Origin of the sequence: Streptococcus sp. OMI750, from assembly GCF_047463895.1 — a bacterium.
GTDB lineage: Bacteria > Bacillota > Bacilli > Lactobacillales > Streptococcaceae > Streptococcus.
The window spans coordinates 78,792-103,473 of record NZ_JASHCZ010000004.1 but is presented as its reverse complement, the minus strand read 5'-3'; the positions used below and the strand labels follow the sequence as shown (position 1 = coordinate 103,473).

The following is a 24,682-nucleotide window of genomic DNA, read 5'->3' as shown; positions in this document are numbered from 1 at the left end:
CTCCTTTTTTAAAATGTTTTTCCTTATTTAGTATACTCTTTTACGATCCTGTTTTGCAAGCGATTCCAGCAACCGTAAAGGATTCGTAAACTATCAGAATTTTTGAGGGAAAACACTTTTTCAAAAAAAGAAAGGATTGGCTCATTTTGCCAATCCTTAGAATATAGATAAAGTCAACTTAAAAACTTTCCTTAGGTGAGTACGGACGTCAGCGAACTTCTACGAAGTTCCATGACTTAGTTTTGAACCTAAGGTTTCAAAACTACCGAGTGCTTGAAATTATCATGTTTCAAGCACTTTTCTCACGGCGGAAAGTTTTCGTATATCATGAATCATTTTAAAAATTAGAACTCTTTTATAGTTCTTTGAAGAATAACTTAACCTATTTTACTTAAAAATTAGTTCCTATACGTTTAGAGAGTGGGACAGAAATCCTAGCCTCTTAATTGTTTTTGGATTGTCAAGCAAGACGCAGTGGTTGAGTGGGCTCTACTACGCTGATTTCATCAGCTCTTACAGCCCTACTAACTGTGCGGAGGTGGGACGACGAAATCGAATTCTAACGAATGACCGATTTCTGTCCCACTCTCTTTCATTTTTTCTGTTGCTTCGCTTGCCATAATTTTCCATAGAGGAGATAGTCGACTTCTCGAAGCTCTTTCAGGTTCTGACAACCGAGCGCACAAAGGAGTAATTTAAGGTCTTCTTTCCATCCTTGGACAATAGCAATCACTTCTTCGATGCTCTTGGTCTCTACCATCTCAAGAAAAATGCGGGAAAGTCCTACGCCACGCGCTCCAAGGACCAAGGCCTTGACCATATCAAGGGGATGACGGATGCCACCACTCGCGAGGATCTCAACCTGATCTATCTGATCTTGTAACTGTAAGAGACACTGCGCAGTTGATTGTCCCCAATCATCCAGATAAGCGCGATTGCCTCCACGACGATTCTCAATATAGGCAAAACTAGTACCACCACGGCCAGAAATGTCAACGGTTTTGATCCCAGCCTCTAGTGCCAGCTGGACTGTTTTGGGATCCATACCAAAGCCCACTTCTTTCAGGACTACAGGCACAGGAAAGCCCTGCCCATAGCTCTTGAGATGGTCTTTCCAAGTGTGGAAAATCCGCTCCCCTTCTGGCATAAGCAACTCTTGCATCAGATTCACATGAACTTGAAGAAAGAGAGGTTGAAGCTCTTCCACTGTTCTTAAGCCCAAGTCTGGCTCTTTATCGAGGCCAATATTGGTCGCTAACAGAAGACGAGGGTGATCTGTTTTGACAGCGTACGATTGATCGCTCGGATCCTTCAGCCCTGCACTGTAAGAACCAGTCACAAAGAGAATCCCACAGGCTTGGGCTACTGCTGCCAACTTTTGATTGATCTCTTTAGCCCGTTTACTCCCGCCTGTCATGGCATTGATATAAAAAGGAAACTCCCAATCACGCCCTGCGAAATGGGTTGTCAAATCAATCTCCGCTAGACCCACAAGTGGGAGGGAACGGTGAATTAGCTCGATCTCATCAAAGCTATTATAGGAAGAGCTTTGCTCCAAAGCATAGCGAATATGCTGGTCTTTTCGATTTTCGCTCACGAATCTCCCATCCTTTCTTGGTAAATGACTTCAATATCCTGTTCCTTCCAGCGATCTATCAAGGTCTGAGTCTCAACTGGGTCAAAACTAAGGGCAATCCCACAGTCGCCTCCTCCAGCGCCACTGCACTTGGCACAGGCAGAAAGGCCCTCTGTCGCTTGCTGCAGGACTTTTAGAGCCTGGGTATAGATCAGATGGTTTAAGGATTTTAGGTTCTGATCTGCACGTTGGATACTGGCCTCGATCTCCTTTTGGTTTCCTTCACGGAGGCCTTTTTCAAGATTCTTCACTGCAGTTTGACTCTTCTTGAGAAAGGCTTCATTGATCGCTCCCTTGATCTGGCGGATCAAATCACTTGAAATCGCTGGTTCCTTAGTCCAACCAACCAGAAAATCATAAGAGACGGCTGGCTGGATCACTCGGATCTGATAGTTCCAATCCAGGTCTAAAACTTGTGAGAGGGGCTGGGAAGTCAAGACTTCATGCAACCAAGCCCGATCAAAGGATTGGTAATAAATCAAGTCCTCGTAGGCAATACAAGCCAAATCACCCATGGAACCATTGTCCCCTCTTTGCACCAAGACGACTGCTGCTAGTCGAAAGAGCAGGTCCGGATTTAGGTCTAGTTCATACAGAGCGGCCACGGCCTTGATCACGAGCAAGACCACACTTCCGCTGGAACCAATCCCATACTTTTTCCTCTCTTCGCCCAACGTCCCTCTTAGGTGAAGATCAAACGGTTTAGGGGCTATCCCCTGATCTTTCAGCCACTTTTCCATGAGCTGAATGGTCTCTTGAATCAAGGCGTAGTCCTTATTTGGGGTCAAATCCACCTGGTAACCAAAGAGATCTGAGACTAGCTGATAGCTTCTAGATTCTTGGATAGTAGCTGACAGATAAATGGGAATAAACTGAATCACGGCTCCATAGCCAGGCGTTAGCACTGCGTATTCTCCAGCTAGATAGAGCTTGCCTCCAGTCTGTACCTGATACTTAGTCTTCATCTTGAGGGTCCTTTGTCTTAGATACGATGGTCCGATAGCGGGCATCAAATAAAGGTACCAGCTGATCCAAGTCTTCTTCTAAACAGAGAACCTTAACATTCGGCCCTGCATCCATAGTAAAGTAACAAGCATGGCCTGCAGCGCGAAGCTCACGGACAAAATCCATGGCTTTGTAGCTTTCTTCTGTCAAGTAGCTAAAGGCTGGAGTGGCTGTCCTGGTCGTTCCATGCATGGCAAGGGCATTGCGCTCTGTCAAGTGACCGACCCGTTCAAAATCATTGGCAGCTAGATAGCCCAGCATGTCCTTGTAATCTTGACAAGACTCCTCCACCCATTCTTTGAAATTGGTCGAGGTTTCCATGCAGCGTTTCATCCCTTCGCGGCTAGAAACGGGCTTTTGCTTATCATTGAGAACCAGCATAATCATGGCTAATTTCAGGTCTGTCTTAACCTTATAAATCTCTCCACTTTCTTTGTCCCAGGCTGCTAAGGGACCAAAGAAAGACCGTGAAGAGGAACCCGAAGCAAACTTGGCTTTTTGAGCTAATTCCTCCTGAGTTAAGCCCAAATCATAATACCGATTGCAGGCCTTGACAAGAGCAGAGAGGCCGCTTGAGCTAGAGGACAAGCCTGCTGCGGTTGGCATATTGTTGCTGGTATCCACCCGAACAAATCCTGCTTCATCTGCTGGCTTCAAACCATCAATGACAGCCCCAATTTTGGCCTGCTCAGCTGGATGTTGGAATTCCCCATCGATGTAAAATTCATGCGCTGTCGCATCTGCTGGCAAGGGAGAGAGACTCGTCTCTGTATACATATTCTCTAAGGTCAACGAAATCGAACTGGTCGAAGGAACCATCTGTTTGGCATCTTCTTTTCCCCAGTATTTGATAATCGCGATATTGGCATATGACTTAGCCTTTACAGGTTTTCGATCCATGTATGGTGCGCTCCTTCTTTTTCTAATGCATGGGCAATGGTTTCTGCTTCACGAGAATCCTTGACGAGGGCAATCACACAGCCTCCAAGACCACCCCCACTCATTTTAGCCCCTAAGGCCCCATTTTCAAGGGCAACAGCGACCAGGTGATCTGCTTCTTTACAGCTGACACCGACAGCTCTCAAGTGGTCATGACAAGCCGTAAGAGCCTGCCCAAGGCCAATGAGATCTTTTTCTTTCAGAGCCCCTTCTACCTGCTGGGTCAACTGACCAATCCCATGGAAATGAGACAAAACTTCCTGCCCTTTAGCTTCAACCTTTTGAATCGCCTCACGGGTATTGCCGTGAATCCCCGTATCCGCAATCACCAAACTCGCTTTTATACCCAGCTCCAGCGGGTAAAAGCCGACATTCCGGATGAATTTGATGGCTTGATCGCTCAAACAGGTCTTGGCATCGAGCCCGCTTGGATTCATATGGGCAATGGTTTCTGCTCGATTGACCAGGATTTCTAAGGTCTCATCATCCAGCTCCTCTTGATAATAGTCAAAAACTGCACGAATAGCTGCGATACTGACCGCCGCAGAGGACCCCATCCCCCGTTTTTCCGGTACCATAGACTGAATCCGGCAGCGAATCCGGGCCTCACGAATCCCGAGGTGCTCAAGAGACGCAAAAACCGCCATGGACAAGGTGTCGTCTTCAAACAAAATCCATGGACTGTCTGCTGGGATAATCTGGCAGGTCACTTCGATATGATGGAGAGGCAGGGCAATAGCTGGATAGCCATAGACCACCGCATGCTCTCCAATTAAGATAATTTTACTATGCGCCCTTCCGACGCCTATCTCTTTATGCATATTCATCTCGCTCTATTAAGGTCATTACTATTTTAATATAAATCAGCCAAAAAAGCGATGCTTTTGAAGGAAATCCAACCTAAGACGGAGTCCAAAAATGAATCACCCAGAAGAGCTCCTTCTTATGGACAGACAAGAAAAGGCCGGGATCCATCATCCCAGCCATCCATTTCTATTTCTCACATTCTTGTTTGATCAAGTCCATCAAAGAGTTGCGGTCCAAGATCCATTGGGCCCGTTCATCCTTCTCATAGGTCCGGTTGGACAAAAAGATCACAGCCTCCTGCCTCTTGCGATTGTACATGATGAAGGTTCCTGTATAGCCCGTATGATCCAACCAGTCCCCCTCTAGATTCCATCCGAGAGACCGGGTTTTACCCTCTTTAGGCGCAAAATTCTGAGACAAGTCACGCGCAAAATCATCCTTCAGATAATGCTCTAAAAAGCGCTCTAGATCTGGAACCGTTGAAAAAAGTCCAGCACTTCCCGCATGACAGCCCAATACTCTCGCTTTTGGATCATGGACACTTCCAGAAGCAAGCCCACGGACCGTTGGCACTGCCTGTTTGACCGGTCCAAACCGGGTTTTCGCCATCTTCCAGGGTGCAAAAATCAATTCTTCAAACAAGTCATCCAAGGACTGACCGAATGCTTCTTCTAACCAAAAACCTAGCAAAAGAAAATTGACATCGGTGTAATGAAAACTCTTGTCTTCTTTTAACTGCAAATTTTCAAGGGCTGTTTTCAACTGCCTCGCATCCAATTGATCCCGGTTGGGGATAAAAGGATCGAGACCAGAAGTATGGGTCAAGAGTTCCCGGATGGTCGTCTTCTCATGAGCAAAACGTGGGTAAAGCTCTTTAAAGGGGCGATCGAGTGGAAGCTCCCCTTTCGCATACAAAAAGGCACAGATGGTAGCGACTCCGACGACCTTGCTGACACTGGCCAAATCATAGACCAGATCAGCCTCTACTGGCTCACCTTTTTCAGGGTCCGCAAGTCCTAGATAGTTCTCACTCCACTGACCATTGCGGTAAAGCGCAAGAGAGGCACCTGGATAGATGCCTTCTTGGATTTGTTCGGTAATTTTTTCGATGATTGCCTTCACGCTCATCACTCCATTCTTATTCTTCATAAGAAATATGGACCTGATCTTGATTGGCTTCAAACCAGAGTTCGATCTGGCTTGGATCCTTGGCAATCAAGAAAGTTCCCTTACGGTGCACAAAATCGACAGCGTCTCCCAAGCGTTCTTTCAAGTCTTCCACATCAAAAGGTGCCAATTCGACCTTGATCATGCTCAAATCCCAAGTTACCTTGTTTTCCACTTGGAGATCTTCTCCTTGGGCTTCCTGCAAATGGATAAAGCGGGCAAGATCTGGCAAGCGTCTGTAAAGCTCCTGAGATTGGGCCAGATCGGCCACATTGACTTCAAGAAAGTCCACATCAAAGCTGGTCAAACCCTTGAAATCTTCTGGCACGTCAACAAGAGGCGCTTTCTCCAAAGGTTCTAGGCTTTCAAGATTTTCTTCAGCATGCACGAAAATGGTATCTCCTTGAGGAGACACAACTTCAAAGGCGCGACCATTAGCTCCTTGGTAAAGGGCGCTTGTTTCTGGCTGGCGGGCCAACAAATAATCAATTTCTTGAGCTTGTGCCACTTTCACCACGATGCGACCCAATTTCTTTGGACCTTCGACCTTACGCGAACGCATACTCGGTGACTCTTCTAAGACGATTTTTTCTACTTTTGAGGCATCTCCTAAAGATAGGAGAGCTCCTTCTTCCACTAATACTTTCATTCCCAATGTCTCTTCATAAAAGCGTTGATTGACATTTCGGTTATTCACTTTCAAGACTGGGATCACTCTTACGATCTGATTTGCTGTCATAACTTCCTCCAAGCTCTTTTTATTGTAAATAATTTTCTGGTTTTTTACAAGAAATTTTGCGCAAGAAAAGACAGATTTCTCAAAATTTAGAATCTGTCTTTCTTTTCTTAATATACTGTTCTTGTATGGACCAGCCCATTTGGAGCTTCAAATTCATACTCTAAATAATCCTGATAGGTCCCTGGTGCAATCACTCCCCGCACATCTAATACGGCCGTTCCCGCCTGTCCCACAATTGAATCTGCTAACAGGCAGCAATTCGTAGACAGAACAAAGTAAGATTTAAAACGCGAAGAAGTAAATTTATATAGCTCAGCCCCTAAATCATATTTCAATTTGTAAGCGTAGGTCGGCTGACCGTCTTCCAGTAACCTACTAGGTGGATCCCAAGGTTCTAACAACTGATCAATTTCAGCTAGACGCTTCTCTACTGCCTGATTCTCTTCTTCGGTAAGGGATAGGCTGTAGCCAAACAGCGTCTTTTGACTCTCTTTTTTACATAGTTCGATGTATGGTTCCTTATCCACTTTAAACAGTACGCCATCCCCAATCGTCCCAAATAGACGCTCTGAAAAGGGATCGTAACTTCCGTAAGAAATGACCTTCCCCTGATAACAAATATCTACATGCCCAATCGCTCCAAATAAGTTGCTGTCAGAAGTATGAACCAAAATTTCTAATTCCCTTGCCTCTTCTTCTTTTTTCACCAATCGATAAGGGCCTGTGTGTCCCGCCGAGCTCCCTTTTTGAAGAAACTGGTTAAACCGTTTTAACTCCTTAGCAGGGATAAAGGCTGCAAAGATAACCGGTAGGCTAATACGAAAGCGACGTTTTAACTCTTGGCCTTGTTGGTCTTTGTCAAATAAAATACCATCTCGAATATTAGAAATCCCCAACAAGACCAGATAAGCCCCCAAGAGGATAAATTGGAAGTGCCCATCTGAACCAGGTTCCAAGACAGTTGCTAGACCAATCCCACCGTTTAAAAGCGCATCCCATAAATAGAGCCAGCCTCCTTTTACCCGATTGGCCTTATAAAGCCAAAATGTGATCCCATAGACAATGGCACTCCCCAACTGATATGCCCCTAAACAAATCACAACTAAGTTTACGGGCAGACTACTCAGTCGATTCAACCAGATCAACGCAAGTGAAAGAAAAATAAACCAAATAGAGTGGCTATAGGAAATAGACTTGCTACGTAACAAAAAGCGAAGAAGAAAGCTTCCTAGTCCATCAACTAAAAAGTAAATGGCTAATAGATCCAAGGAAAATTTTGTGAAACCAACACCGTTTCGAAAAATGAGGATCCCAAAAATGACGGCAAGAACCCCAAACAATAAAGTCCGTCTTCTTGCAACTTCTTCAACAGATAATTTTCTCACCATGACACCCTCCTTCAGAGATCAAAGGTCTTTAGACAAATACTATTTTATCACGTATAATATAAGAAGTAAAGAAACAGTGAAGCTGATAAAAGGAGCATCCTATGAAATTCAATCAATATAGCTATCTACCAGTCGACCAAGCAGACATTCTAAAGGAACTGAAAGAAATCGGGTTTGACCTTCCCCTTCATCTTACAGAGAAAGAACTGTTTGAATGGTTTGTTCGCAAGGTTTATTTCACCTACAAAAATACAGATTATCCTCTCTCTAACCTAGTGGCGGATGCTGAAACAGATCTCCTGAGCTATTTCCAATCTGACCGCGAATGGTCTCCAAATATTTTCTACACAGTGGCCCTCCAATTACTCGGTTTCCGCTATTTTATTGACTTTGAAGATACAGATAGCTTCTTAAAAGAAGTCCAATTTCCGATTAAATACGGAAACTTGGTAGAAAATCTCTATCACCTCCTCAATACTCGAACAGTCAAAGGGAATTTACTAATTGAGCAGTTGGTCAGCGATGGCTTAATCCCTGAAAACAATCGCTACCACTTTTTCAACGGAAAAAGTCTAGCCACTTTTAACTGCCATGATGTGATCCGTGAGGTGGTCTATGTGGAAAGTCGGATTGATAGCGACCAAGATGGTCTTCCGGATTTGGTCAAGGTCAATATTATTCGCCCTCGCTATGAAGGAAAAATTCCAGCTGTTATGACTGCCAGCCCTTATCACCAAGGAACCAATGACAAGGCCAGTGACAAGGCGCTCTATAATATGAATGTGGACCTGGAGAAAAAAGAAGCAAGAAGCATCCAAGTCAGTCAACCCACGCTCGAAATCGTTGACCCAGTTGGAGAAGCCCAACTGGTCTCTGAGGCTGAAGAAACTCTCACTCATATCAACAGCAGCTATACTCTCAATGACTACCTTCTCGCCCGTGGCTTTGCCAATCTCTACGTCTCCGGTCTAGGGACCAAGGACTCCCAAGGCTTGATGACCAACGGGGATTACCGCCAAATCGAGGCCTATAAGAATGTCATTGACTGGCTCAACGGACGCTGTCGTGCCTTCACAGACCATACACGCAAACGCCAAATTAAGGCGAATTGGTCTAATGGCAAGGTAGCAACCACAGGGATCTCTTACCTTGGAACCATGTCTAATGGTCTTGCGACTACAGGTGTCGATGGCCTAGAAGTCATCATCGCAGAAGCTGGTATCTCTTCTTGGTACAACTACTACCGGGAAAACGGACTCGTGACGAGTCCTGGGGGCTATCCTGGAGAGGATTTTGATTCGCTCGCTGAGTTGACCTATTCACGCGCCCTTCGGGCAGGTGACTATCTCCGCCACCATGCAGCCCATCTAGAGGATTTGAAACGACTCAAGGAGCAATTGGATCGCAAAACAGGGGACTACAACCAGTTCTGGCACGACCGTAACTACCTTCTTCAGGCAGACAAAGTCAAAGCTGAAGTCGTCTTCACCCATGGTTCGCAAGACTGGAACGTGAAGCCCCTCCATGTCTTTAATATGTTCCAGGCTCTTCCAGCAAACATCAAGAAACACCTCTTCTACCACAATGGAGCCCATGTTTACCTCAACAACTGGCAGTCCATTGACTTCCGTGAGAGCATGAATGCCCTTCTCTCTAAAAAATTGCTAGGCTACGATTCAAACTATGAATTGCCAACTGTCATCTGGCAGGACAATACAGGAGAGCAAAGCTGGATTTCCTTGGATGATTTTGGCAACCAAACAGCTCAGCGAACCTTCTCACTGGGGGATGGTGAAAAGGTCATCCAAAACCGCTACGAGACAGAAGATTATGAGCGCTATGGCAAGGCCTATCCGACCTTCTTAACGGACCTCTACCAGGATAAGGCCCAACAAGTAACGATTGATCTTCCGATCGAAGAAGACCTGCACCTCAACGGAAAAGCTCGCCTTCACCTACGGCTTCACTCCAGCACCAATAAAGGGCTTCTTTCAGCCCAACTCATGGAGCTAGGAAACAAGAAGTACCTCCAACCCTATCCAGCCGTCTTATCCGTCCGTACCCTTGATAACGGTCGTTACCATATGCTGGACAACTTGACCGAGTTGCCTTTCAAAGAGGCCGGCCAACGAGTGATTACAAAGGGCTATCTCAACCTTCAAAACCGAAATGACCTCTTACAAGTCGAGCCTGTCACACCAGGAGAGTGGATGGAATTTGACTTTGATCTCCAACCAACCATCTACAAGCTCGAAAAAGGAGCGACCCTTCGCCTGGTCCTTTACACAACGGACTTTGAAATCACTGTGCTCGATCAAACCGATTACCAACTGACCATTGATGTAGCACAATCAAGCCTCCATCTTCCTGAAATGACAGAGGCTCACTAATCGTGGTATCAAGGCTTATCCTTTCTTTGCTTCATTTGACAGCTTAGCCCACTTATGTTACTATCTAATAGAGTATTTCATAGAAAAAGATATTAGAGGAAGTTATGGCGATTGAAAAAACTGTCAGCGAAATTGCTGAAATTTTAGGAGTCAGCCGCCAGGCGGTCAATAACCGTGTCAAGGCGCTGGCTCCAGAAGATACCCAAAAAAATGAAAAAGGGGTTACCGTTGTAACCCGTAGTGGCTTGATCAAGCTCGAAGAAATCTACAAAAAAACTATTTTTGAAGATGAGCCAGTCAGCGATGATGTGAAGCAACGCGAATTGATGGAAATTTTGGTAGATGAAAAAAATGCTGAAATCGTCCGTCTCTACGAGCAACTCAAAGCCAAAGACGAGCAACTCGCTAAGAAAGATGAACAGTTGCGCGTGAAAGACGTTCAAATTGCTGAAAAAGACAAGCAATTGGACCAGCAACAACAATTGACTTTACAAGCAATGAACGACCGCGATACCTTGAAACTTGAACTCGAACAAGCCAATGAAAAAGTGCAAGAGCAAGAAAGCAAAGGTTTCTGGGCACGCGTTTTCCGTCGATAATCTGGGGCTGGATCCTACCAGTCCCTTTTCTTTTCTACCACAGGAGATTTTCCATGAAAGCATTAGAAGATTATATCGCCTTCGATCTCGAATTTAACCAATACGAAGGTGCCTATCAGATCATCCAGGTATCTGCCGTGCGTTTCACGGACGGTAAAGAAGTCGACCACTACGACTCCTACGTTTACACCGATAAGCCTCTAAAAAGCTTTATTAACGGCCTGACCGGCATTACTCAGGATAAGATCCAAAACGCCCCTCAACTAGAGCAGGTCCTCGGCGAATTCAAGGCCTTCGTTGGAGACCGGCCCTTGATTGGATACAATGCCAAAAAAAGCGACCTTCCCATCCTACTTGAAAATGGCTTGGATTTAGAAGAGCAATACGCTGTCGATGTCTTTGACGAAGCCTTCGAACGTCGTCCATCTGACCTTCATGGCATTAAAAATCTCCAACTCCACACCGTTGCAGCATTTCTAGGAGTTGCAGGAAAATCACACGATAGCTTAGAAGACGCCCGCATGACAGCTCTTGTCTACCAACAATTCCTCGAATTTGATCAAGGCCGTACCCTCCTTGAAGAGCAAGAGAACTTCTCCATCAACCCCTTTGGAGGCTTGGACTTATCCGGATTTTTTGATGAATAAAAAGAGAGAGTGGAACAGAAATCGGTAATTCGTTAGAATTCAATTTCTTCGTCCCACCTCCGCACAGTTGAGTAGGGCTGTAAAAGCTGATGAAATCAGCGTAGTAGAGCCCACTCAACCACTGCATCTTGCTCGACAATCCAAAAACAAGAAGAGGCTAGGACTTTTGTCCCAGCCTCTTTTGAGTTGATGAAACTTTCTTTGCTTAAAATGGTAATTTCCCTGCGAAAGCACCGAGTTTTTTCTTAGTTGCCGCATCAATTTCTTCAATGGCGGCATTGATGGCTTGCACCGTCATATCAGAAAGCGTTTCTGTATCTTCTGGGTCAACCACTGCGGCGTTGAAATCGATGGAAACGACCTTCTTATCGCCTGTCAGGGTTGCAACAACCAAGTCCTGAGCAGATTTCCCTACAAATTGAGTTGCAGCTAATTCTGCTTGGCTTTGCTCCATTTGCTTTTGCAATTTTTGAGCTTGCTTCATCATATTTTGCATATTCATCATAATGTTTTCTAGATTCCTTTCGTATCAAGGGTTTATACCCTATTGTTTTATTTTTACTGCCCACTTCTGCCCATTTTTTTAAAAATCGTCAAATGCGTTAGCGACTTCTTTTTGTTGTGATGGGAACAAATGTGAGTAGATATTTATTGTTGTATTGATAGAACTATGTCCTAGTCGTTTCATCAGAGTGAAAAAGATATAATCCTTTCCTTCTCCTCTCCTCAATCCCTGATTAATTAAAAAGGCCACATGCGAATGCCTAAAATCATGGTTTCGAATCAATTTGAAGTCTTTTGGCAATCGTTTCTTGAATGATGCTCTAAAGTTAGAGACATTCGGAGCAGTCATAGGCTCCCCTAAAAATTGGAAAATCTGTAAATCATCAGTTGAATCAGTTAGCTTAGACAACTTCTGACTTTGTACTGACTTCCAAGTTTTCAACTCATCCACAAAAGCTTTATGGATGTAGATTTCTCTATTTGATTGAGTTGTCTTTACAGATCCAATATGTGTTTTCCCATTGCGATAATAGGCTGACTTACGGATCTTAATATATCCCTCGTCAAGAAAAACATCTCTCCAAGTCAAGGCAAGTGCCTCTCCCATACGAATTCCCGTAAACATGAGTACACGATATAGAAGTTTAAAAGGATATTCACTTTCTTCGAAATAGGACTCAAACTCCTTGAATTGTTCAGGAGTATAGTAAGACATTTCTTTATGCTTTTCTGGAAGTTTCCGAATAGCATCACATGGATTATCCTGTCTAAAACCTTTTGAAATAGCGATATCAAACAACTTATGAACAAAAATCATTTGTTGGTTAATATGCGTTGCTGTAAGTGTGCCACCTTTTACACTAGGCTGTTCAATTAACCAATCTCTATATTTTTTTACATCTTGAATGGTAACTGAAGACATATCAGCATTTTCAAAGAATCGCGATACATATTGGGTATAGTATGAGTTCTGGGTATCTACTGTACCTCTTTTATTTCCACGAAGCTCATCTTCTTCTTTTAACATTACATAAAGAGAGGAAATGGTGAGTTTTTGTGTATTCTGTATCTGATTTAACTTATGGATACGGTAATAAGCCTCATATTCCTCTGCTTCTTTTTTTGTTAAAAAATTAGATTTGCGATGTCGTATACGTTTGCCAGTTAAGGAACTTTTACCATCACTAATATCAACTAGCCACAGTCCATCGTCCTGTTTTATTACCGCCATGCTATTTTTCTCCTTCAGTCATGACAGCGCTTTGAAGGTTCTCCTCAATTATATCATTTTTTAATTGTATTTGAAAACCAAGAATGGATTCAACTGTAATAATCGGTACACGTCCAATACGTTTATTCTTATACCATTCAAATCCTTCTTGTACAAGCTGGCTTTTAGCCTTTCGTATTAATTTACTAGCTTGTGTTTCAGAATATCCAATCAATTCCATTAAATCATTTTTATCTACAACTTGAATCATCTATATCTATTCCTTTCTAATGTCCAATAACATAGGTAAATTGTTTGGCAGTTTCTGCGTCAAAAGTACGGTAACTAATAATCCCCAATCCTTTCACATTACATTCTGATACGAGAATTGAACCATCTGATTTGACCTGTTCCACAAATGAAATATGTCCGTATATTGGATCAGCTCCAGCTTGTCCAGGGCTAAATGATAGTGCAGAGTGTTCTGTTGGCGTATGGGTTATTGTGAATCCTGGCTTATTCATCCATTGACCACCATTTCCCATAAATGGATCAAAGTTGACTCCGACTTGTTTTCCACGGTTGAAGACATACCAGGTACATTGTCCCCAAGGATATGTACTAGTGATATATCCTGTGGTATCAATAGCTGTTGTCAGACTGTAACCTACTGGTATATCATTTGAAGTGATGCCACCACCATCTCTAGTTTTTCCTGTAGTTTGTTCAGGAGCTTTTGGTGTTCCTCCATGTTCATCAATGAAGGCATCCAGTTTTTGCATGGTTTCTGCACGTCTTTTTCCTGATCCGGTGGTATCTGTGAAATAGACCCCACCATCAGTTGCTGGATTGAGTGTTCCATTCGCAAACTTTTTAGCTTTGTCATCTTGAATTTTGAAGGTTTGGTTTTTATTCCCAATAATAGTTTGTTGGGTTAGTCCGACAACCGCGACTTCATCATTAAAGTTATTGGCGTATCCTGGATTGGTGTCGTAAGCCCCAAAACCAAACATATTGGCTCCAGGATTAGTGGCTACCCCAGCAGTTCCAAGGGAACTTTCATTCAGTGCGATCGCAACGATTCCACGGACATCAAGATTAGATTTAGCTTCCCATTCGAGGAGCTTTTTCCCATTAATTCGGTTCTTATCATAGGAGATTCCTAACGTATCTAAAAAGCCATCTAATTGCTCTGCTGTGATCCCGAAGCGATGAACCAGTAGGTTATGAGTATAAGGGTCCCCATCTGACCAGTGATCCGCATAAGTCACTCCATTTTGAGATTGGGGCGAGCCGTTTGTTCCACCACCTCCGACAGCCCCCATAAGGATAATGATAATGAGGACTGGTAGAAAGAGAGGAATGAGGCCGGCTAATAGAAACCATTTTAGTTTTTTCATCGAATCTCCTTTCTAGTTAATGTCTTATATAAGCAGTGAACAAAACAGTCCCAAAACGCCATTTTGCATCTAAAACGACTGAATAGGACTTAGCCTGTAAGATAATTTGGTCTCGCTCTTGTTCTGTGACTGGAAATAAAAGAAGGAAATCGACTGAGCGTTTTCCTTCTTGGTAGGCCTGATAAAGAGTTTCTTCAAGAACTCTTGGAAAAGAAGTTCTTGAGCGTATTTTGGTATTCATATCATTCTCCTCTGAGTTGTTTTAAGCGTTCTGTTAATCGGTCTCTTCGTTCAATATTGGCTCTCAATTTATCGTCTCGTGTCATAGTCTTTCTATAAGCACGAGTGAAAGCATTCGATCCTTGAGCTTTGTACATGGCTTGATGATCTTTATATTCCTCTAATTTGCGCTCAATACTATTAATGCGGAGTTGTTTAAATGGAGAAATCCATTCTTCTTTAAGGGTTTGGAATTCCTCGTTTGAACTTGATGTTGGCTCCGCTGTGATTGGGGATTCCATTGAGGGAGTTGGTGTTTTTTCCTTAACTGGTTTAACCTTCTCAGGAATTGCCTTTGTTTTCGGAATGTTTGGTTCTGGAGTATCTGGACTTATTGGAGTCTCAAGTGTTTCTACTGGGAGCACTTCATCAGGTTGGTGCTCTGATTCCTTATTGGTAAAGAAAGAACCAACATTTTGGAAGTGACTCTTGGCATTCATCATCATCCCAGCTCCCAAACCAGCACCTGCTAAGGCAAAGTTTCCAAGGTGTTGAGCAGATGAAAGGCTTCTCGATGGTACTTGTGAAGCTACCTCTCTGGTCTTTGTGACTCCTTTTTCAACTTTGTTTCCAATATCACTTGCCACCATTCGAGCTTTAGATCCAAGAATGAATTGGATCAGCTCAGCTTTGTATTTCCATAGAAGGAAATATACAAGTCCTTTTGAGACAACTGAGATGAGTAGTTTAAAGACAAGGCCGAAGATGATCAAGGATGGAAGAGTTTTAAGGATGCTATCAAAGCCAGTAATGACGATATTTTCAATCATTTTCTCAATGTAGAAAACTAACAAAGTCAGTAGACTAGTGATAGCTGGGAAAAGTAGCCCACCAAACATGACTTTCAAGACTCCAAAAATCAGATCCTGCATTCTTGGTACAAAAGACATCAATAGCACAATCGGAAAGAGCAGGATCATCATCAAGACGAGTGTTTGCGCGATGACGTTTAACATCTGAATCAAAATAACCGGTATCGCTAATACGAAGGCTTCACAGATTTTGAAGATGACATAAAACATGCGGGTAAAGATGAAGTCAGGCATAGCTGAAACCCAACGGTTCTTTTCACCATCATCATTGGCTCCATTTCCTAGTTCATCTAGATATTTATTGCGATCTTTAGACTTAACTGCTTTAAAGTTTCCATTCTTATCGCCTGTTCCTAATACCTTACTATCGTCAAAAGTTTCTTGTTTCCCATCTTGGCTATTCTTATATTTCCCATTTTCTTGTCCAGTATTGACGAAAACGTAGGCTTTATAAGAGGTTTCTGCTATATAGCTATCTGCCATGGAATCACCAATTTTAATGGATTTATTATTGCCATACTCCACCTTGATATTCGTGATATTTTTAGTGACATCTTGAGAGACATGGTTGATAGTATCAAGTAGATACAGACCACCTGATGTTCCAGCAATTGTTCCAAAATAACCAAAGCCAAGGATAAGAACTAGAAAGACATGAAGGAGAGTTCTTGAAAAAGCTCCCTTAGAAAAGAAAAACTGATAAAAGAGGTAGAAAGCTAGAATCAGAAGCAACATTGAAACGAGTGATTGTTTTGCGACTCCACCAGAGCTTGAACCGATGAATCCTTTCCAGATATTCATCGCTCCATTAAATACATAGTTCTTATAGTTGGAGTAGAGATCAATCTTTTCAAGAATTCGAATCAGCAAAGAAAAGAAGCCCACCACTGCGTTTAGAATGAAAAAGAAGAAGTTGACGAAAAGCTCATTAATCAGAACCCAAGCCCCGTTAAAGGAAGCGAATCCAGTAGGCTCCATGTAGGACTTGAGAGAGAAGATATCGACTCCTCTTAGTTTGTCAAAAGCTTCTTGCATGGATTCACCTCCTAACTAGCGTATTTATTTTCAAGGCTTGATGATACCGTAGCTTTCATTGGTTTTAGAAGCATATCAATATCTTCAAAGATGTTGTGTACGGAAATCATATTGAGATTGCCATAGACGTCATAGTACAGGCATTGACCAGAAATCATATTATCAATCCATTCGAGATTGCTTTCAGTGACTTCGAGATTGACGTGTTTTAAGATATCTTCACGTTCAGACTTTTCATAAAAAGCAAAGATGGTCCCGAACCCCGTTGTATCATCGTCATTTTCTGCATCATGTACAGATTGAGTAATCAGTGCCAAGGTATTATTTTTGGAGCGTCCAATCCGACGCATATTTTTGATAACGGCTTTTCCTTCTGCGGACTTCATAAGAATCCATGCTTCATCAAAGAACTCAATGGTATCTTCATTTTCATTTCGTTCTCCAAAGTGGGTACAGAAGGCACCAAGCGCAAACATGAGAGCAATAGAATTGCGTTCATGATCTGAAATTTTTGTGGAATCGTCTTTTGGTAGTTTGAGGTTATTGACCTCTAGGATGGTCACCCGTGACTCGTAGTTAAGTCCTTGAGTGGTTCCATCTGAAAAGGCTAGTTCCAAGATAGAGTTTGTGACAATTGAAGTCAGATAACGACCAACCGAAGCAATTTCAGGGGAAGTTGAGCTTCTCAGCACTTTTAGGACGTGTTTAAAGCCGACTTTCTCACCAGCGACTCGTTTTTCTACAATCGCATTAATAGCTTCTGTAATAGCTGTTTTTTGATCCATTGTGACATCATCAACAGCTTGTAGTAGAAACTCAAGCATGTTCTTTGCGACCTCTACAGCTTGTTCTTTATCTAGAACGACAATAGGATCTAAGACTCCGTGGTTTGATGGAAGCGAGCTATCTAGTGTCACAAAGTTAAAGTTTTCAATCTGTTTCTTGCGTTCAGGATAGAGACGTGCAAATTCAGGTGAGCTGATCACTTCTTGATAGTGATTTCTAAGTTCACGTTTAGGGTCAATATAAAGTGTCTTGACATTCTGTAAAGCCACACTTAAAAAGATGATCTGAGCAAGGAAGGATTTTCCTTGACCTGTTGCCCCCGTAATAATGATGTGTGGATTCTTGGTAATCTTTCCAGCAATATCTTCTTTATTTCCTACTGTCGCATTGTAGAGGACGATATTTTTAGAAGAGTCAATGGCTTTCGCAATATTGTCCCAACGGCCTGTCCAGTTATCTACTCGGCCAATATACCAACCGATACGATTTCCAGAAGAGGTATTGGTGAAGGGCATGAGTTCTGAAAAGCCACGAGCTGTGACCATATGTGTCCAAGTGCGAGTTTTCTTTTGGAGGTTTTCTCCATAAAGCAGCGCTTGAAAGAGATAAGGTCCGTCTTGAGATGCTTCACTAATTTCGACTCCCATATCGTCAAAGTAATTCAAAACAACTTGTCGTCTTTGGCGGAGTTGGTTCACACTAGAAGCAGAGACAATAAGATAGGCTCCATATTCTATGATGTCTTCCTTGTTTCCGACTTTCTTCATTAAGTCTTTTAGGGAGATGGATCCCATAATGATCTCGTCTTGTTGGACAGTATCGGTATTTTCTGCCTCCTCCATGATGTTTCTGTAACGTGTATTCGAACGTCCCATTCGACCCTTGATTTTACCAGTATCAATGAATTCTGCCTTGATTCGTAGCTCTACAGGAAAGTTTAAGCGTTGGATAAATTCGCCTAGGTGAAAGCCGTTGAATTGAACAGGAAATTTACCAACCGGAAGAATCGTCACAAAAGAGGATCCATAAGGGCTTTCTAGCTTAAGAAAGCCACCTTTTAGGACTTTAATCAAGGTGTCTGTAATATTGAATTGAGCACGATTGGCGAGCACCTCCTTCTTGTAGTGAGGGATATAGCGAAGGTACTGCATCCGCTGGTAATAAAAGAGTTCTTCATTGGATAACCGTTTTGCCCGAAGGACAGAGAAGGCTTGGAAAATAGTGAATTCATCACTTTTGTAGTCTTCATACCAGGTGGGACTTAATTCATATTCATAGCCAAGGCCTTTGGCAATTTTTTCAGTGAACTCATTAAAGCTCTCATAGGCCAAGTCTTTGACGGTAGCTCCATGATTTTGTTTGCGTAAGGTCACTCCAACGACCCAGTCAAACTGATAAGGAATTTCCATTTCATCTGTTAGACGATCAACGGTGTAAAGAAGCAGTTCTTCTCCAAGTTCACGACTGTCATCTGCTAGAGCATCTGAAAAGTCCCGCATTTTCTCTTCTAAGAGATAGTCTTTAGGGATCAGAGATATTTCAAAGAACTTGTTTTTCTGGAGCTTTTTCATCATTTGAGCAACAGTGATTTTATGTTTGCCCTTTTTCTCATCATCCGTGATTGTGATGGGAGTGTTTGGAATACGATAATAAGCAACGACAGTTTGATCTTTTTTGAGAGCTAGATTTTCATGTGTTTCCCTAATAGGATAGGTTAAAGTAATACTCATAGATCCTCCTTTTCTATAGATTTGTTTTTTCAAAGACAATTTCTTCTACAGGCTCTATTCGATCTTCATGGTAGATAGCTTTTTTGTTTAGCTTAAAATCCCAGAAGTAAATCAGGTAATCTCCAATAAAGACGTGCATCTTTTTACCGTGAGGCTCATATTCAGTATAGAACTTTGCCAATTTATAAGGGAGATACCAATAGAGTAGCAATGAAATTGAGTGAGTGATTTTTGCGAGTGGCACAAAGATAAACCCACCAAAGAGTAACATGGCCACAAAGACGATGATAAAGACAATGAAAAAGGACAACTGCATCGGTGTTGCAAAGTACCATAGTCGAGTGCCCTTTTTTGTCTTGATTTCTTGGATCCAATAAGGAGCATTTAGGCCCTTACTGTAATCATAAAGTCTTTCTTCATTCATACTTAAAGTCCTGATTCAATACCGAAGAGTCGCAGGAACCAGCCGACTGCTTTTAGGATATCTTGTCCTTTCGCAATAGAAACAATAACGGCATAGAAGCCAACGACAGAGAAGAGTTGAAGCCAAGAGCTGTTTCGCCAAGCCTTGATCGCTAAGAGCACGGCAATGGCTGTCAGAATCCAAATTCCATCGCCCTGGAGGAAGGTTCGTAGATTGTCTGTATTCATAGAGTTCTCCTATTCTTTATCATTTGCATAATTCAGTGGAATGGTGTGTTCTAGTTTTGTGACATAGTAGGTCTTTTCTTTTTCTGAGAGGGTAAAGGTGAAGTTTTCTGAGTGAGTGGTTCCTCCGACCTCAAAGGTTGCTTGGACATATGCGATGATGTTTTTTCCATCTTTTTTAAGATAGGTATAATCAATTGTTTTGAAGGTGGTATTGGCTATAATATCCACATCCTTAGCAATCAGATTGAGGTTGTCTTGGTTAGTAGTATAGTTGGTGAAAAAAACCTTGAGGAACTTTTCAACCTTCTTACGCTGAGTATCCGAAAAGTGATCATTAGCAGTTAGTTGGAGCTGATCGTCTTCGCTAAAGTGTCCAGCTTGTGAAGATTCAATAGCAGAAAACCAAGGAAGGCCAGAAATATAATATTTCCCATCTTTTTCATCAAATGGAATATTGAAACCTGTAACGATTTCTTTTTCTTCTGTGTTATTATCTCGGCGGATAGTCTCCTTGTATTTGATCTTATAGGTCGCAACTTTTCCTTCTACAGTCACTAACTGAGAGTAGAGAAGCTCACTAGGATTTCGAACTTGACCTTGAGCTTTCACATCAGGAATGAAGTTGTAAAAGCTATTTAAGTATTCCACTTGAGCTTGTTGTTTGTCTCCTTCTTGTGGAAGGGTGAAATAAGCATAGACATAGTCGTTCAAGTAGTACTGGAGTTTATAGTCGTATTTTCTACTAGACTCCATTGGCTGTGCCTTTTGTTTTTTAGTAGCCTCTACTTGAGCTTGTAGTGTACCTACCTTATTTGATAGTGTAATAGCACGAAAGGATCCCAAGAGACCAACAAAAAGGAGGAAAGCAATTCCTCCTATGACTGCAATATTGACGGTCTTTTTATTGGTGACTTTTAGTTTTTGTGGGCCTCCTTTTTTCTCCACCTTTTTAAAGTGTGAGAGGTATTCTTTTGCTTGAAGCAAGTAGCGTTTGGCTTTATCCATAGATCCTCCTTTTAGAGACTAGCAAGTTCAATGAGCTTTGAGCCTTTTGCATAGAGGCGCTTATTGGCTTTTTCGATCTCGCCATTAATGTAATAGTAGCCTCGTAGCTCAGTTTGGAGTTGTTCGATCAGGTCAGGTTTTAGGTCTTTGGCTTCTTCTTTTTTAAGGAGACTATTTAATTCTCCAGCCTTGGTCCAAGCCTCTCTGTGATCTTTCTTTTTAAGTAATTCTCCCAGTTCATTCGTGACTTGAGAGACTTTCTTTTCAAAAATAGTTTTAGTAGCCATTTCAATTTCCTTTCTAAATGTTTCTTGATTGTCTTTGATGGTCTTTTGGATATAAGTAATGAGTGAGGGGCGCATTTTTTTATTTACGCTCAACACTTGACCATCTAGCGTGAAACAGGCATGTTCATAGTCATAGAAACCTTTCGCATCTGGTGGTTTTTCGGTAGATCTTCCAGCGCATTCATAGTAGAAGTCTTTGCCCTTTCGTAAGAGGATATACATATTCCAGAATTCATGTTCTGGAAGAAGTAAAAAGTCAGCTTGATAGATCTTCTTTAACATCTTAAGAAGCCTCAAGCAGATCATCGTAGCCTAGAGCTTGGTAGATAAAATCTGAATCGAACCAGAGCCAGTCATTGATCTGTCCTTCAGTTGGTGTATTCCCAGAGAAGATATCCTCACAAATGACGGTTAGGGTATCTACTCCACCACGTTCACGGACAGTGTTCAAGGTGGTTAGTCCACCAGACCAGGCTTTAAAGTTGTCTAGTGAATTGATTTGAACTTTGTATTCCATATAGTTTTTCCTTTCTAGTGTTCATAGTGTTTATTGGCTTTGAGAAGTCGTAACATGGCTTTTCCTCGATCTGTTATTTCTCCGCTGTTCTGAATCATCTTCATGTATTCTGTTTGGAGGATCTTATCTGCTTCAGTGACTAGTGCAAGGGAGTTAGCAACTTGATAGGTCAGCCAGCGAATCGTTCGCTCAATACTGTAAGGCTGTGGGTTAGTTGAGAGCTTTAAGGGTTCGACGCCTCCAAAGAGACGTTGCCATTTTTCATCAGGTTTATAAGCTCCAAAACGAGTAACACCATCATAGACTTGGATTTCTTTATTGATGATGCCTCTAGCGATTTCTCCGAGATCTACACCATTGATGTATTCTTCCACAATGCCCTGAGCTTTCTGATCTGAAAAACGCAATTCATAGCGATTCCAGATACCAAAAATCTCCAAGGATTCGTCCAAGGAGATGTTTTCCATTCGAGCAATTTCATAGCGCTTTTCATAAAAGTTGAAATAAAGTTGACTTTGACGACTTCCAAAGTAAATGGACAAGCCGTGATTCGCTTCCATGTCTTCATTATCTGTGAAAGATCCACCACCCGTGATATTCCATTTCTTGATCGTGTCTAGGACAATCTCTTTGGAATAGAGTTTATCAATCAATTTGGGAATTTGAATTTGTTCGTCCTCGTGACCATAACCCTTATATAGTTCATCTAGAGCAATATCGAGTCGCTTCACCCGAACATCTTCATAGGAATAAAGAATGTTTTGAAGAAAGATCTGCCAAGTGATTCCCTTGTCTTCTAGAAGCAATTCCAACTCACGGCATCCTTGACCGGATAGTTGAAGACAAGTTTGGTAGTCATTGGTCACAGACTTATCAAAGAAATCAAAAATCCAGATGTTTCCTCGTTGCCATAAGTGGGTATAGTTCATAAGGCGAGTTTCTTGGTCTGTAAATTCGCTTAGGTGACAGTGAAGAAAGTTTTCACAGAAAGCATCTAAATCTTTTAATCGAGGAAAGGTCAATCGTAGATAGTCGATTTGAGCCCGAAGACTATTTTTATCGCAATCTTGATAGTAACCAAGTCTTTCTTTAAGTTCTCTAAACTTATCAATCGTCAGTCCTCTTTCGCCTGTTTCATAAGAGCGATAGGTTCTTGTAGGGAGATCAACAGCTTGTGCAAATGCTTTTTGACTAAGTCCTGTTTGTTTTCTGAAATTCTTAATATGAAAAGGACTAATTTTGTCCATTCATCGCAACACCTCTTTCTAACAAAGTGACACACTTTTTTGACGAAAGTGACACACTTCATAAAAATTGAAAACCCAACTCCCATAAGGAATGAGGAGGGGTGGACTTGGCGTTTTTGCCAAATGTAACCCCCCTATTAGAAAACGGGGGTTGAAGTTTCACCATGGCCTAGAGACTTCGGGCTACGGTCTGCGCCTGACCTGCGGTCAGGCTTGCCCTTGCCCTTGCCCTAGCCCATGATGAACAATCGTCGCTTCAACTGCTTTTGGATAAGACCTGCGTCCTCCCTCTTCAAATTGAGCGAGGATTTCAAGAAGAAGTTTTTCTTGAAAAGGATCCACTAGAATAGCGGATACAGTCCGTTCAAAGATGATCCCTTGTTCTGTTAAGAGATAGATAATCTTGCGTAAGGTTGGCATTTTAAGATTTTGTTCGTCCGCAAATTCCTTGAGTGGTCTCTTGTTTGATTCGTTTTCTATAGCCTCCTCTTCCTCTATAGGATCAATTGTTTCAACCGGTGGTTTATATTCTTCAAATACTGAGAATTCTTCTCCTTCAAACTCCATGATCGGAATTTTAGAGTAGGCATCATAGAAGGAAAAACCTTGATCAAGCGGTACATAAGGAGAGAAAAACTCACCAGCCAGCTCGCCATTGTTTGCGATATAGCCCCGTCCTTTGACCTTGACTCCATTGATTTCATCTAGCTTTTTGAACTCTTTGGTTTTATTGGCATCTCCAAACATCATGTCATATCCTGTTGATTCTAAATGACCGACGGAGAGACGCTTCATAAAGTTATCCCGAAGAGCAGTTTTGATAAATTCCCCATCGGGCCGTTGCATAGCAAATATGATGAAGACACCAGCTTGACGACCTTCTAGAACTAACTGTGAGAGATATTCCATGAGTTCTGACTGTTGGCTATAGTCACGATCAATCTTTGCCATGAGAGCTGCCCACTCGTCCACTAGGATAAATTTTGGTTTCATGTCATAGTGAGTAAAGTTCTTCCCAGCTTGGAATTTTGGCGAAGTAGACATCAATTCATAGCGTTTTTCCATGAACTCTACATTCTCTTTAAAACAGTTAATGATATCTTCCTTACTGGTGTAGACTCGACCATGGAAGACTGGAATTTTCTTTAATCCAGCCAGGTCAGAATTCTTTGGATCACAGATATCAACAAAGCCGACTTTAGCTAGTGCATAGATAATGGTCATGAGAACAACGGTTTTACCTCCACCAGTTCCACCACCGATTAGAAGATGAGGTTCTTCGATATAATCCCAGGATACATCTTTCATGAGCTGGAGTTTGGATCCCTTAACTTTTACTTCATCGATGGTGATCCTGCTATCAATTCGGTTAATAGCAATTTCATATTTGATAAAGCGATTATCAAAGGTTTTATTACGAAAGTCCCCGTTAAACATGACTTCAAGCGTAGCCCCAAGGTTGAGGAAGCGATCTTGAAATTTATTACCTTCTAGAATGAAACTCACTTCAATCTTGTAGCGAGACTGTTTGATATACACTTGAGGTAAGGTTATTTTTTCAATGATCTTGTTCTCACGCTTGACCTTTTTAACAAGATAGAGGTTATTCTCTAGCAGAAAGCGAGAGAGTATCCGAAGACTATTGAGCTTTTGAAAGAAGAGCAACTTCCTGTAGCAAACCCGATTGATAAACCATGAGAAGATTAAAGAAAAGAGAAGCCCAGCTCCTAGAAAATATCCTTGAGGTAAGGGATGGACTTTTAATTCTTCTAGATGTAAGTAGCTGTAGAAACTAATAGCCAACAAAAAAGGAAACCACCAGCTAAACCATGTGATTCCCTTTAGTTTACGATGAAAAACTCGAACTCTTTTTCCCCGATAGGTAAAGAGTTTCATTCTGCA

At 42.1% G+C, this 24,682-nt stretch carries 24 protein-coding genes; 3 read left to right on the top strand and 21 right to left on the bottom strand.

Annotation, left to right across the window (positions count from 1 at the left end; translation table 11 throughout):
* Positions 1–592: 592 nt before the first annotated feature.
* The 7 genes from fni to QM830_RS08545 form a co-directional block, all read right to left on the bottom strand.
* Positions 593–1,597 carry a type 2 isopentenyl-diphosphate Delta-isomerase gene (fni, locus tag QM830_RS08575; RefSeq protein WP_414326476.1) on the bottom strand — a complete coding sequence of 335 codons (1,005 nt, stop codon included), beginning with the start codon at positions 1,595–1,597 and terminating at the stop codon, positions 593–595.
* A complete protein-coding gene (locus tag QM830_RS08570; RefSeq protein WP_414326474.1) occupies positions 1,594–2,601 on the bottom strand; it encodes a phosphomevalonate kinase in 1,008 nt (335 codons plus the stop codon). The genes fni and QM830_RS08570 overlap by 4 nt, the downstream gene beginning before the upstream one ends.
* Positions 2,591–3,541, bottom strand: a complete 951-nt coding sequence (mvaD, locus tag QM830_RS08565; protein WP_414326473.1) for a diphosphomevalonate decarboxylase — start codon at positions 3,539–3,541, stop codon at positions 2,591–2,593. The genes QM830_RS08570 and mvaD overlap by 11 nt, the downstream gene beginning before the upstream one ends.
* Positions 3,523–4,401 (bottom strand): mevalonate kinase, encoded by an 879-nt coding sequence (mvk, locus tag QM830_RS08560; protein ID WP_414326471.1) that lies wholly within the window; start codon positions 4,399–4,401, stop codon positions 3,523–3,525. Before mvk ends, mvaD begins: the two co-directional genes overlap by 19 nt.
* A gap of 172 nt (positions 4,402–4,573) precedes the next feature.
* Positions 4,574–5,515 (bottom strand): serine hydrolase domain-containing protein, encoded by a 942-nt coding sequence (locus QM830_RS08555; RefSeq protein ID WP_414326469.1) that lies wholly within the window; start codon positions 5,513–5,515, stop codon positions 4,574–4,576.
* Between the two features lie 10 nt (positions 5,516–5,525).
* Complete coding sequence (locus tag QM830_RS08550; RefSeq protein WP_254727525.1) at positions 5,526–6,293, bottom strand: CppA family protein; 768 nt, start codon at positions 6,291–6,293, stop codon at positions 5,526–5,528.
* Positions 6,294–6,400: 107 nt separating this feature from the next.
* The gene (locus QM830_RS08545) at positions 6,401–7,681 is read right to left on the bottom strand and encodes a DUF308 domain-containing protein (protein ID WP_006595554.1); all 1,281 of its coding nucleotides are present in this window, start codon (positions 7,679–7,681) and stop codon (positions 6,401–6,403) included.
* Between the two features lie 101 nt (positions 7,682–7,782).
* On the opposite strand from QM830_RS08545, the gene QM830_RS08540 reads away from it, so the two are divergent.
* The 3 genes from QM830_RS08540 to QM830_RS08530 all read left to right on the top strand — a co-directional run bounded on the left by QM830_RS08540 (position 7,783) and on the right by QM830_RS08530 (position 11,317).
* Complete coding sequence (locus tag QM830_RS08540) at positions 7,783–10,071, top strand: Xaa-Pro dipeptidyl-peptidase (protein ID WP_414326468.1); 2,289 nt, start codon at positions 7,783–7,785, stop codon at positions 10,069–10,071.
* 104 nt (positions 10,072–10,175) lie between these two features.
* The gene (locus QM830_RS08535; protein WP_003008835.1) at positions 10,176–10,670 is read left to right on the top strand and encodes a DUF536 domain-containing protein; all 495 of its coding nucleotides are present in this window, start codon (positions 10,176–10,178) and stop codon (positions 10,668–10,670) included.
* Between the two features lie 53 nt (positions 10,671–10,723).
* Positions 10,724–11,317 (top strand): 3'-5' exonuclease, encoded by a 594-nt coding sequence (locus tag QM830_RS08530; RefSeq protein WP_414326467.1) that lies wholly within the window; start codon positions 10,724–10,726, stop codon positions 11,315–11,317.
* 205 nt (positions 11,318–11,522) lie between these two features.
* Here QM830_RS08530 and QM830_RS08525 read toward each other — a convergent pair whose 3' ends face one another.
* The 14 genes from QM830_RS08525 to QM830_RS08460 all read right to left on the bottom strand — a co-directional run bounded on the left by QM830_RS08525 (position 11,523) and on the right by QM830_RS08460 (position 24,676).
* Positions 11,523–11,822 carry a YbaB/EbfC family nucleoid-associated protein gene (locus tag QM830_RS08525; protein ID WP_003005613.1) on the bottom strand — a complete coding sequence of 100 codons (300 nt, stop codon included), beginning with the start codon at positions 11,820–11,822 and terminating at the stop codon, positions 11,523–11,525.
* 78 nt (positions 11,823–11,900) lie between these two features.
* Entirely contained in the window at positions 11,901–13,052 is a 1,152-nt protein-coding gene (locus tag QM830_RS08520; protein WP_414256968.1) for a tyrosine-type recombinase/integrase, read from the bottom strand.
* Between the two features lies 1 nt (position 13,053).
* On the bottom strand, positions 13,054–13,302 hold the full coding sequence (locus tag QM830_RS08515; protein WP_021153905.1) for a DUF3173 family protein: 249 nt from the start codon (positions 13,300–13,302) through the stop codon (positions 13,054–13,056).
* A 16-nt stretch (positions 13,303–13,318) separates the two neighbouring features.
* A complete protein-coding gene (locus tag QM830_RS08510) occupies positions 13,319–14,431 on the bottom strand; it encodes a CHAP domain-containing protein (RefSeq protein WP_070846235.1) in 1,113 nt (370 codons plus the stop codon).
* A gap of 16 nt (positions 14,432–14,447) precedes the next feature.
* Positions 14,448–14,672 (bottom strand): hypothetical protein, encoded by a 225-nt coding sequence (locus QM830_RS08505; protein WP_006595216.1) that lies wholly within the window; start codon positions 14,670–14,672, stop codon positions 14,448–14,450.
* 1 nt (position 14,673) lies between these two features.
* Positions 14,674–16,557, bottom strand: a complete 1,884-nt coding sequence (locus QM830_RS08500) for a conjugal transfer protein (protein ID WP_070846238.1) — start codon at positions 16,555–16,557, stop codon at positions 14,674–14,676.
* Positions 16,558–16,568: 11 nt separating this feature from the next.
* Positions 16,569–19,073 carry an ATP-binding protein gene (locus QM830_RS08495; protein ID WP_414256970.1) on the bottom strand — a complete coding sequence of 835 codons (2,505 nt, stop codon included), beginning with the start codon at positions 19,071–19,073 and terminating at the stop codon, positions 16,569–16,571.
* A gap of 13 nt (positions 19,074–19,086) precedes the next feature.
* Positions 19,087–19,497, bottom strand: a complete 411-nt coding sequence (locus QM830_RS08490; protein ID WP_006149323.1) for a conjugal transfer protein — start codon at positions 19,495–19,497, stop codon at positions 19,087–19,089.
* Between the two features lie 2 nt (positions 19,498–19,499).
* On the bottom strand, positions 19,500–19,724 hold the full coding sequence (locus QM830_RS08485) for a TcpD family membrane protein (RefSeq protein WP_003005585.1): 225 nt from the start codon (positions 19,722–19,724) through the stop codon (positions 19,500–19,502).
* 9 nt (positions 19,725–19,733) lie between these two features.
* A complete protein-coding gene (locus QM830_RS08480) occupies positions 19,734–20,729 on the bottom strand; it encodes a conjugal transfer protein (RefSeq protein ID WP_414256972.1) in 996 nt (331 codons plus the stop codon).
* 11 nt (positions 20,730–20,740) lie between these two features.
* Positions 20,741–21,298 (bottom strand): conjugal transfer protein, encoded by a 558-nt coding sequence (locus QM830_RS08475; protein WP_414256974.1) that lies wholly within the window; start codon positions 21,296–21,298, stop codon positions 20,741–20,743.
* 1 nt (position 21,299) lies between these two features.
* Entirely contained in the window at positions 21,300–21,533 is a 234-nt protein-coding gene (locus QM830_RS08470; protein ID WP_070846246.1) for a hypothetical protein, read from the bottom strand.
* Between the two features lie 14 nt (positions 21,534–21,547).
* Positions 21,548–22,780, bottom strand: coding sequence for a replication initiation factor domain-containing protein (locus QM830_RS08465; RefSeq protein WP_118095871.1), 1,233 nt, complete (start codon positions 22,778–22,780; stop codon positions 21,548–21,550).
* Between the two features lie 207 nt (positions 22,781–22,987).
* Positions 22,988–24,676: an FtsK/SpoIIIE domain-containing protein gene (locus QM830_RS08460; RefSeq protein WP_414256976.1), complete on the bottom strand. Its 1,689-nt coding sequence runs from the start codon at positions 24,674–24,676 to the stop codon at positions 22,988–22,990.
* Positions 24,677–24,682: the final 6 nt, after the last annotated feature.

Coding starts and splice junctions, on each gene's coding strand:
- QM830_RS08570 (WP_414326474.1), bottom strand. CDS start 2,601: ATGAAGACTAAGTATCAGGTACAGACTGGAGGCAAGCTCTATCTAGCT.
- mvaD (WP_414326473.1), bottom strand. CDS start 3,541: ATGGATCGAAAACCTGTAAAGGCTAAGTCATATGCCAATATCGCGATT.
- mvk (WP_414326471.1), bottom strand. CDS start 4,401: ATGCATAAAGAGATAGGCGTCGGAAGGGCGCATAGTAAAATTATCTTA.
- QM830_RS08555 (WP_414326469.1), bottom strand. CDS start 5,515: ATGAGCGTGAAGGCAATCATCGAAAAAATTACCGAACAAATCCAAGAA.
- QM830_RS08550 (WP_254727525.1), bottom strand. CDS start 6,293: ATGACAGCAAATCAGATCGTAAGAGTGATCCCAGTCTTGAAAGTGAAT.
- QM830_RS08545 (WP_006595554.1), bottom strand. CDS start 7,681: ATGGTGAGAAAATTATCTGTTGAAGAAGTTGCAAGAAGACGGACTTTA.
- QM830_RS08540 (WP_414326468.1), top strand. CDS start 7,783: ATGAAATTCAATCAATATAGCTATCTACCAGTCGACCAAGCAGACATT.
- QM830_RS08535 (WP_003008835.1), top strand. CDS start 10,176: ATGGCGATTGAAAAAACTGTCAGCGAAATTGCTGAAATTTTAGGAGTC.
- QM830_RS08530 (WP_414326467.1), top strand. CDS start 10,724: ATGAAAGCATTAGAAGATTATATCGCCTTCGATCTCGAATTTAACCAA.
- QM830_RS08525 (WP_003005613.1), bottom strand. CDS start 11,822: ATGATGAATATGCAAAATATGATGAAGCAAGCTCAAAAATTGCAAAAG.
- QM830_RS08520 (WP_414256968.1), bottom strand. CDS start 13,052: ATGGCGGTAATAAAACAGGACGATGGACTGTGGCTAGTTGATATTAGT.
- QM830_RS08515 (WP_021153905.1), bottom strand. CDS start 13,302: ATGATTCAAGTTGTAGATAAAAATGATTTAATGGAATTGATTGGATAT.
- QM830_RS08510 (WP_070846235.1), bottom strand. CDS start 14,431: ATGAAAAAACTAAAATGGTTTCTATTAGCCGGCCTCATTCCTCTCTTT.
- QM830_RS08505 (WP_006595216.1), bottom strand. CDS start 14,672: ATGAATACCAAAATACGCTCAAGAACTTCTTTTCCAAGAGTTCTTGAA.
- QM830_RS08500 (WP_070846238.1), bottom strand. CDS start 16,557: ATGCAAGAAGCTTTTGACAAACTAAGAGGAGTCGATATCTTCTCTCTC.
- QM830_RS08495 (WP_414256970.1), bottom strand. CDS start 19,073: ATGAGTATTACTTTAACCTATCCTATTAGGGAAACACATGAAAATCTA.
- QM830_RS08490 (WP_006149323.1), bottom strand. CDS start 19,497: ATGAATGAAGAAAGACTTTATGATTACAGTAAGGGCCTAAATGCTCCT.
- QM830_RS08485 (WP_003005585.1), bottom strand. CDS start 19,724: ATGAATACAGACAATCTACGAACCTTCCTCCAGGGCGATGGAATTTGG.
- QM830_RS08480 (WP_414256972.1), bottom strand. CDS start 20,729: ATGGATAAAGCCAAACGCTACTTGCTTCAAGCAAAAGAATACCTCTCA.
- QM830_RS08475 (WP_414256974.1), bottom strand. CDS start 21,298: ATGTTAAAGAAGATCTATCAAGCTGACTTTTTACTTCTTCCAGAACAT.
- QM830_RS08470 (WP_070846246.1), bottom strand. CDS start 21,533: ATGGAATACAAAGTTCAAATCAATTCACTAGACAACTTTAAAGCCTGG.
- QM830_RS08465 (WP_118095871.1), bottom strand. CDS start 22,780: ATGGACAAAATTAGTCCTTTTCATATTAAGAATTTCAGAAAACAAACA.
- QM830_RS08460 (WP_414256976.1), bottom strand. CDS start 24,676: ATGAAACTCTTTACCTATCGGGGAAAAAGAGTTCGAGTTTTTCATCGT.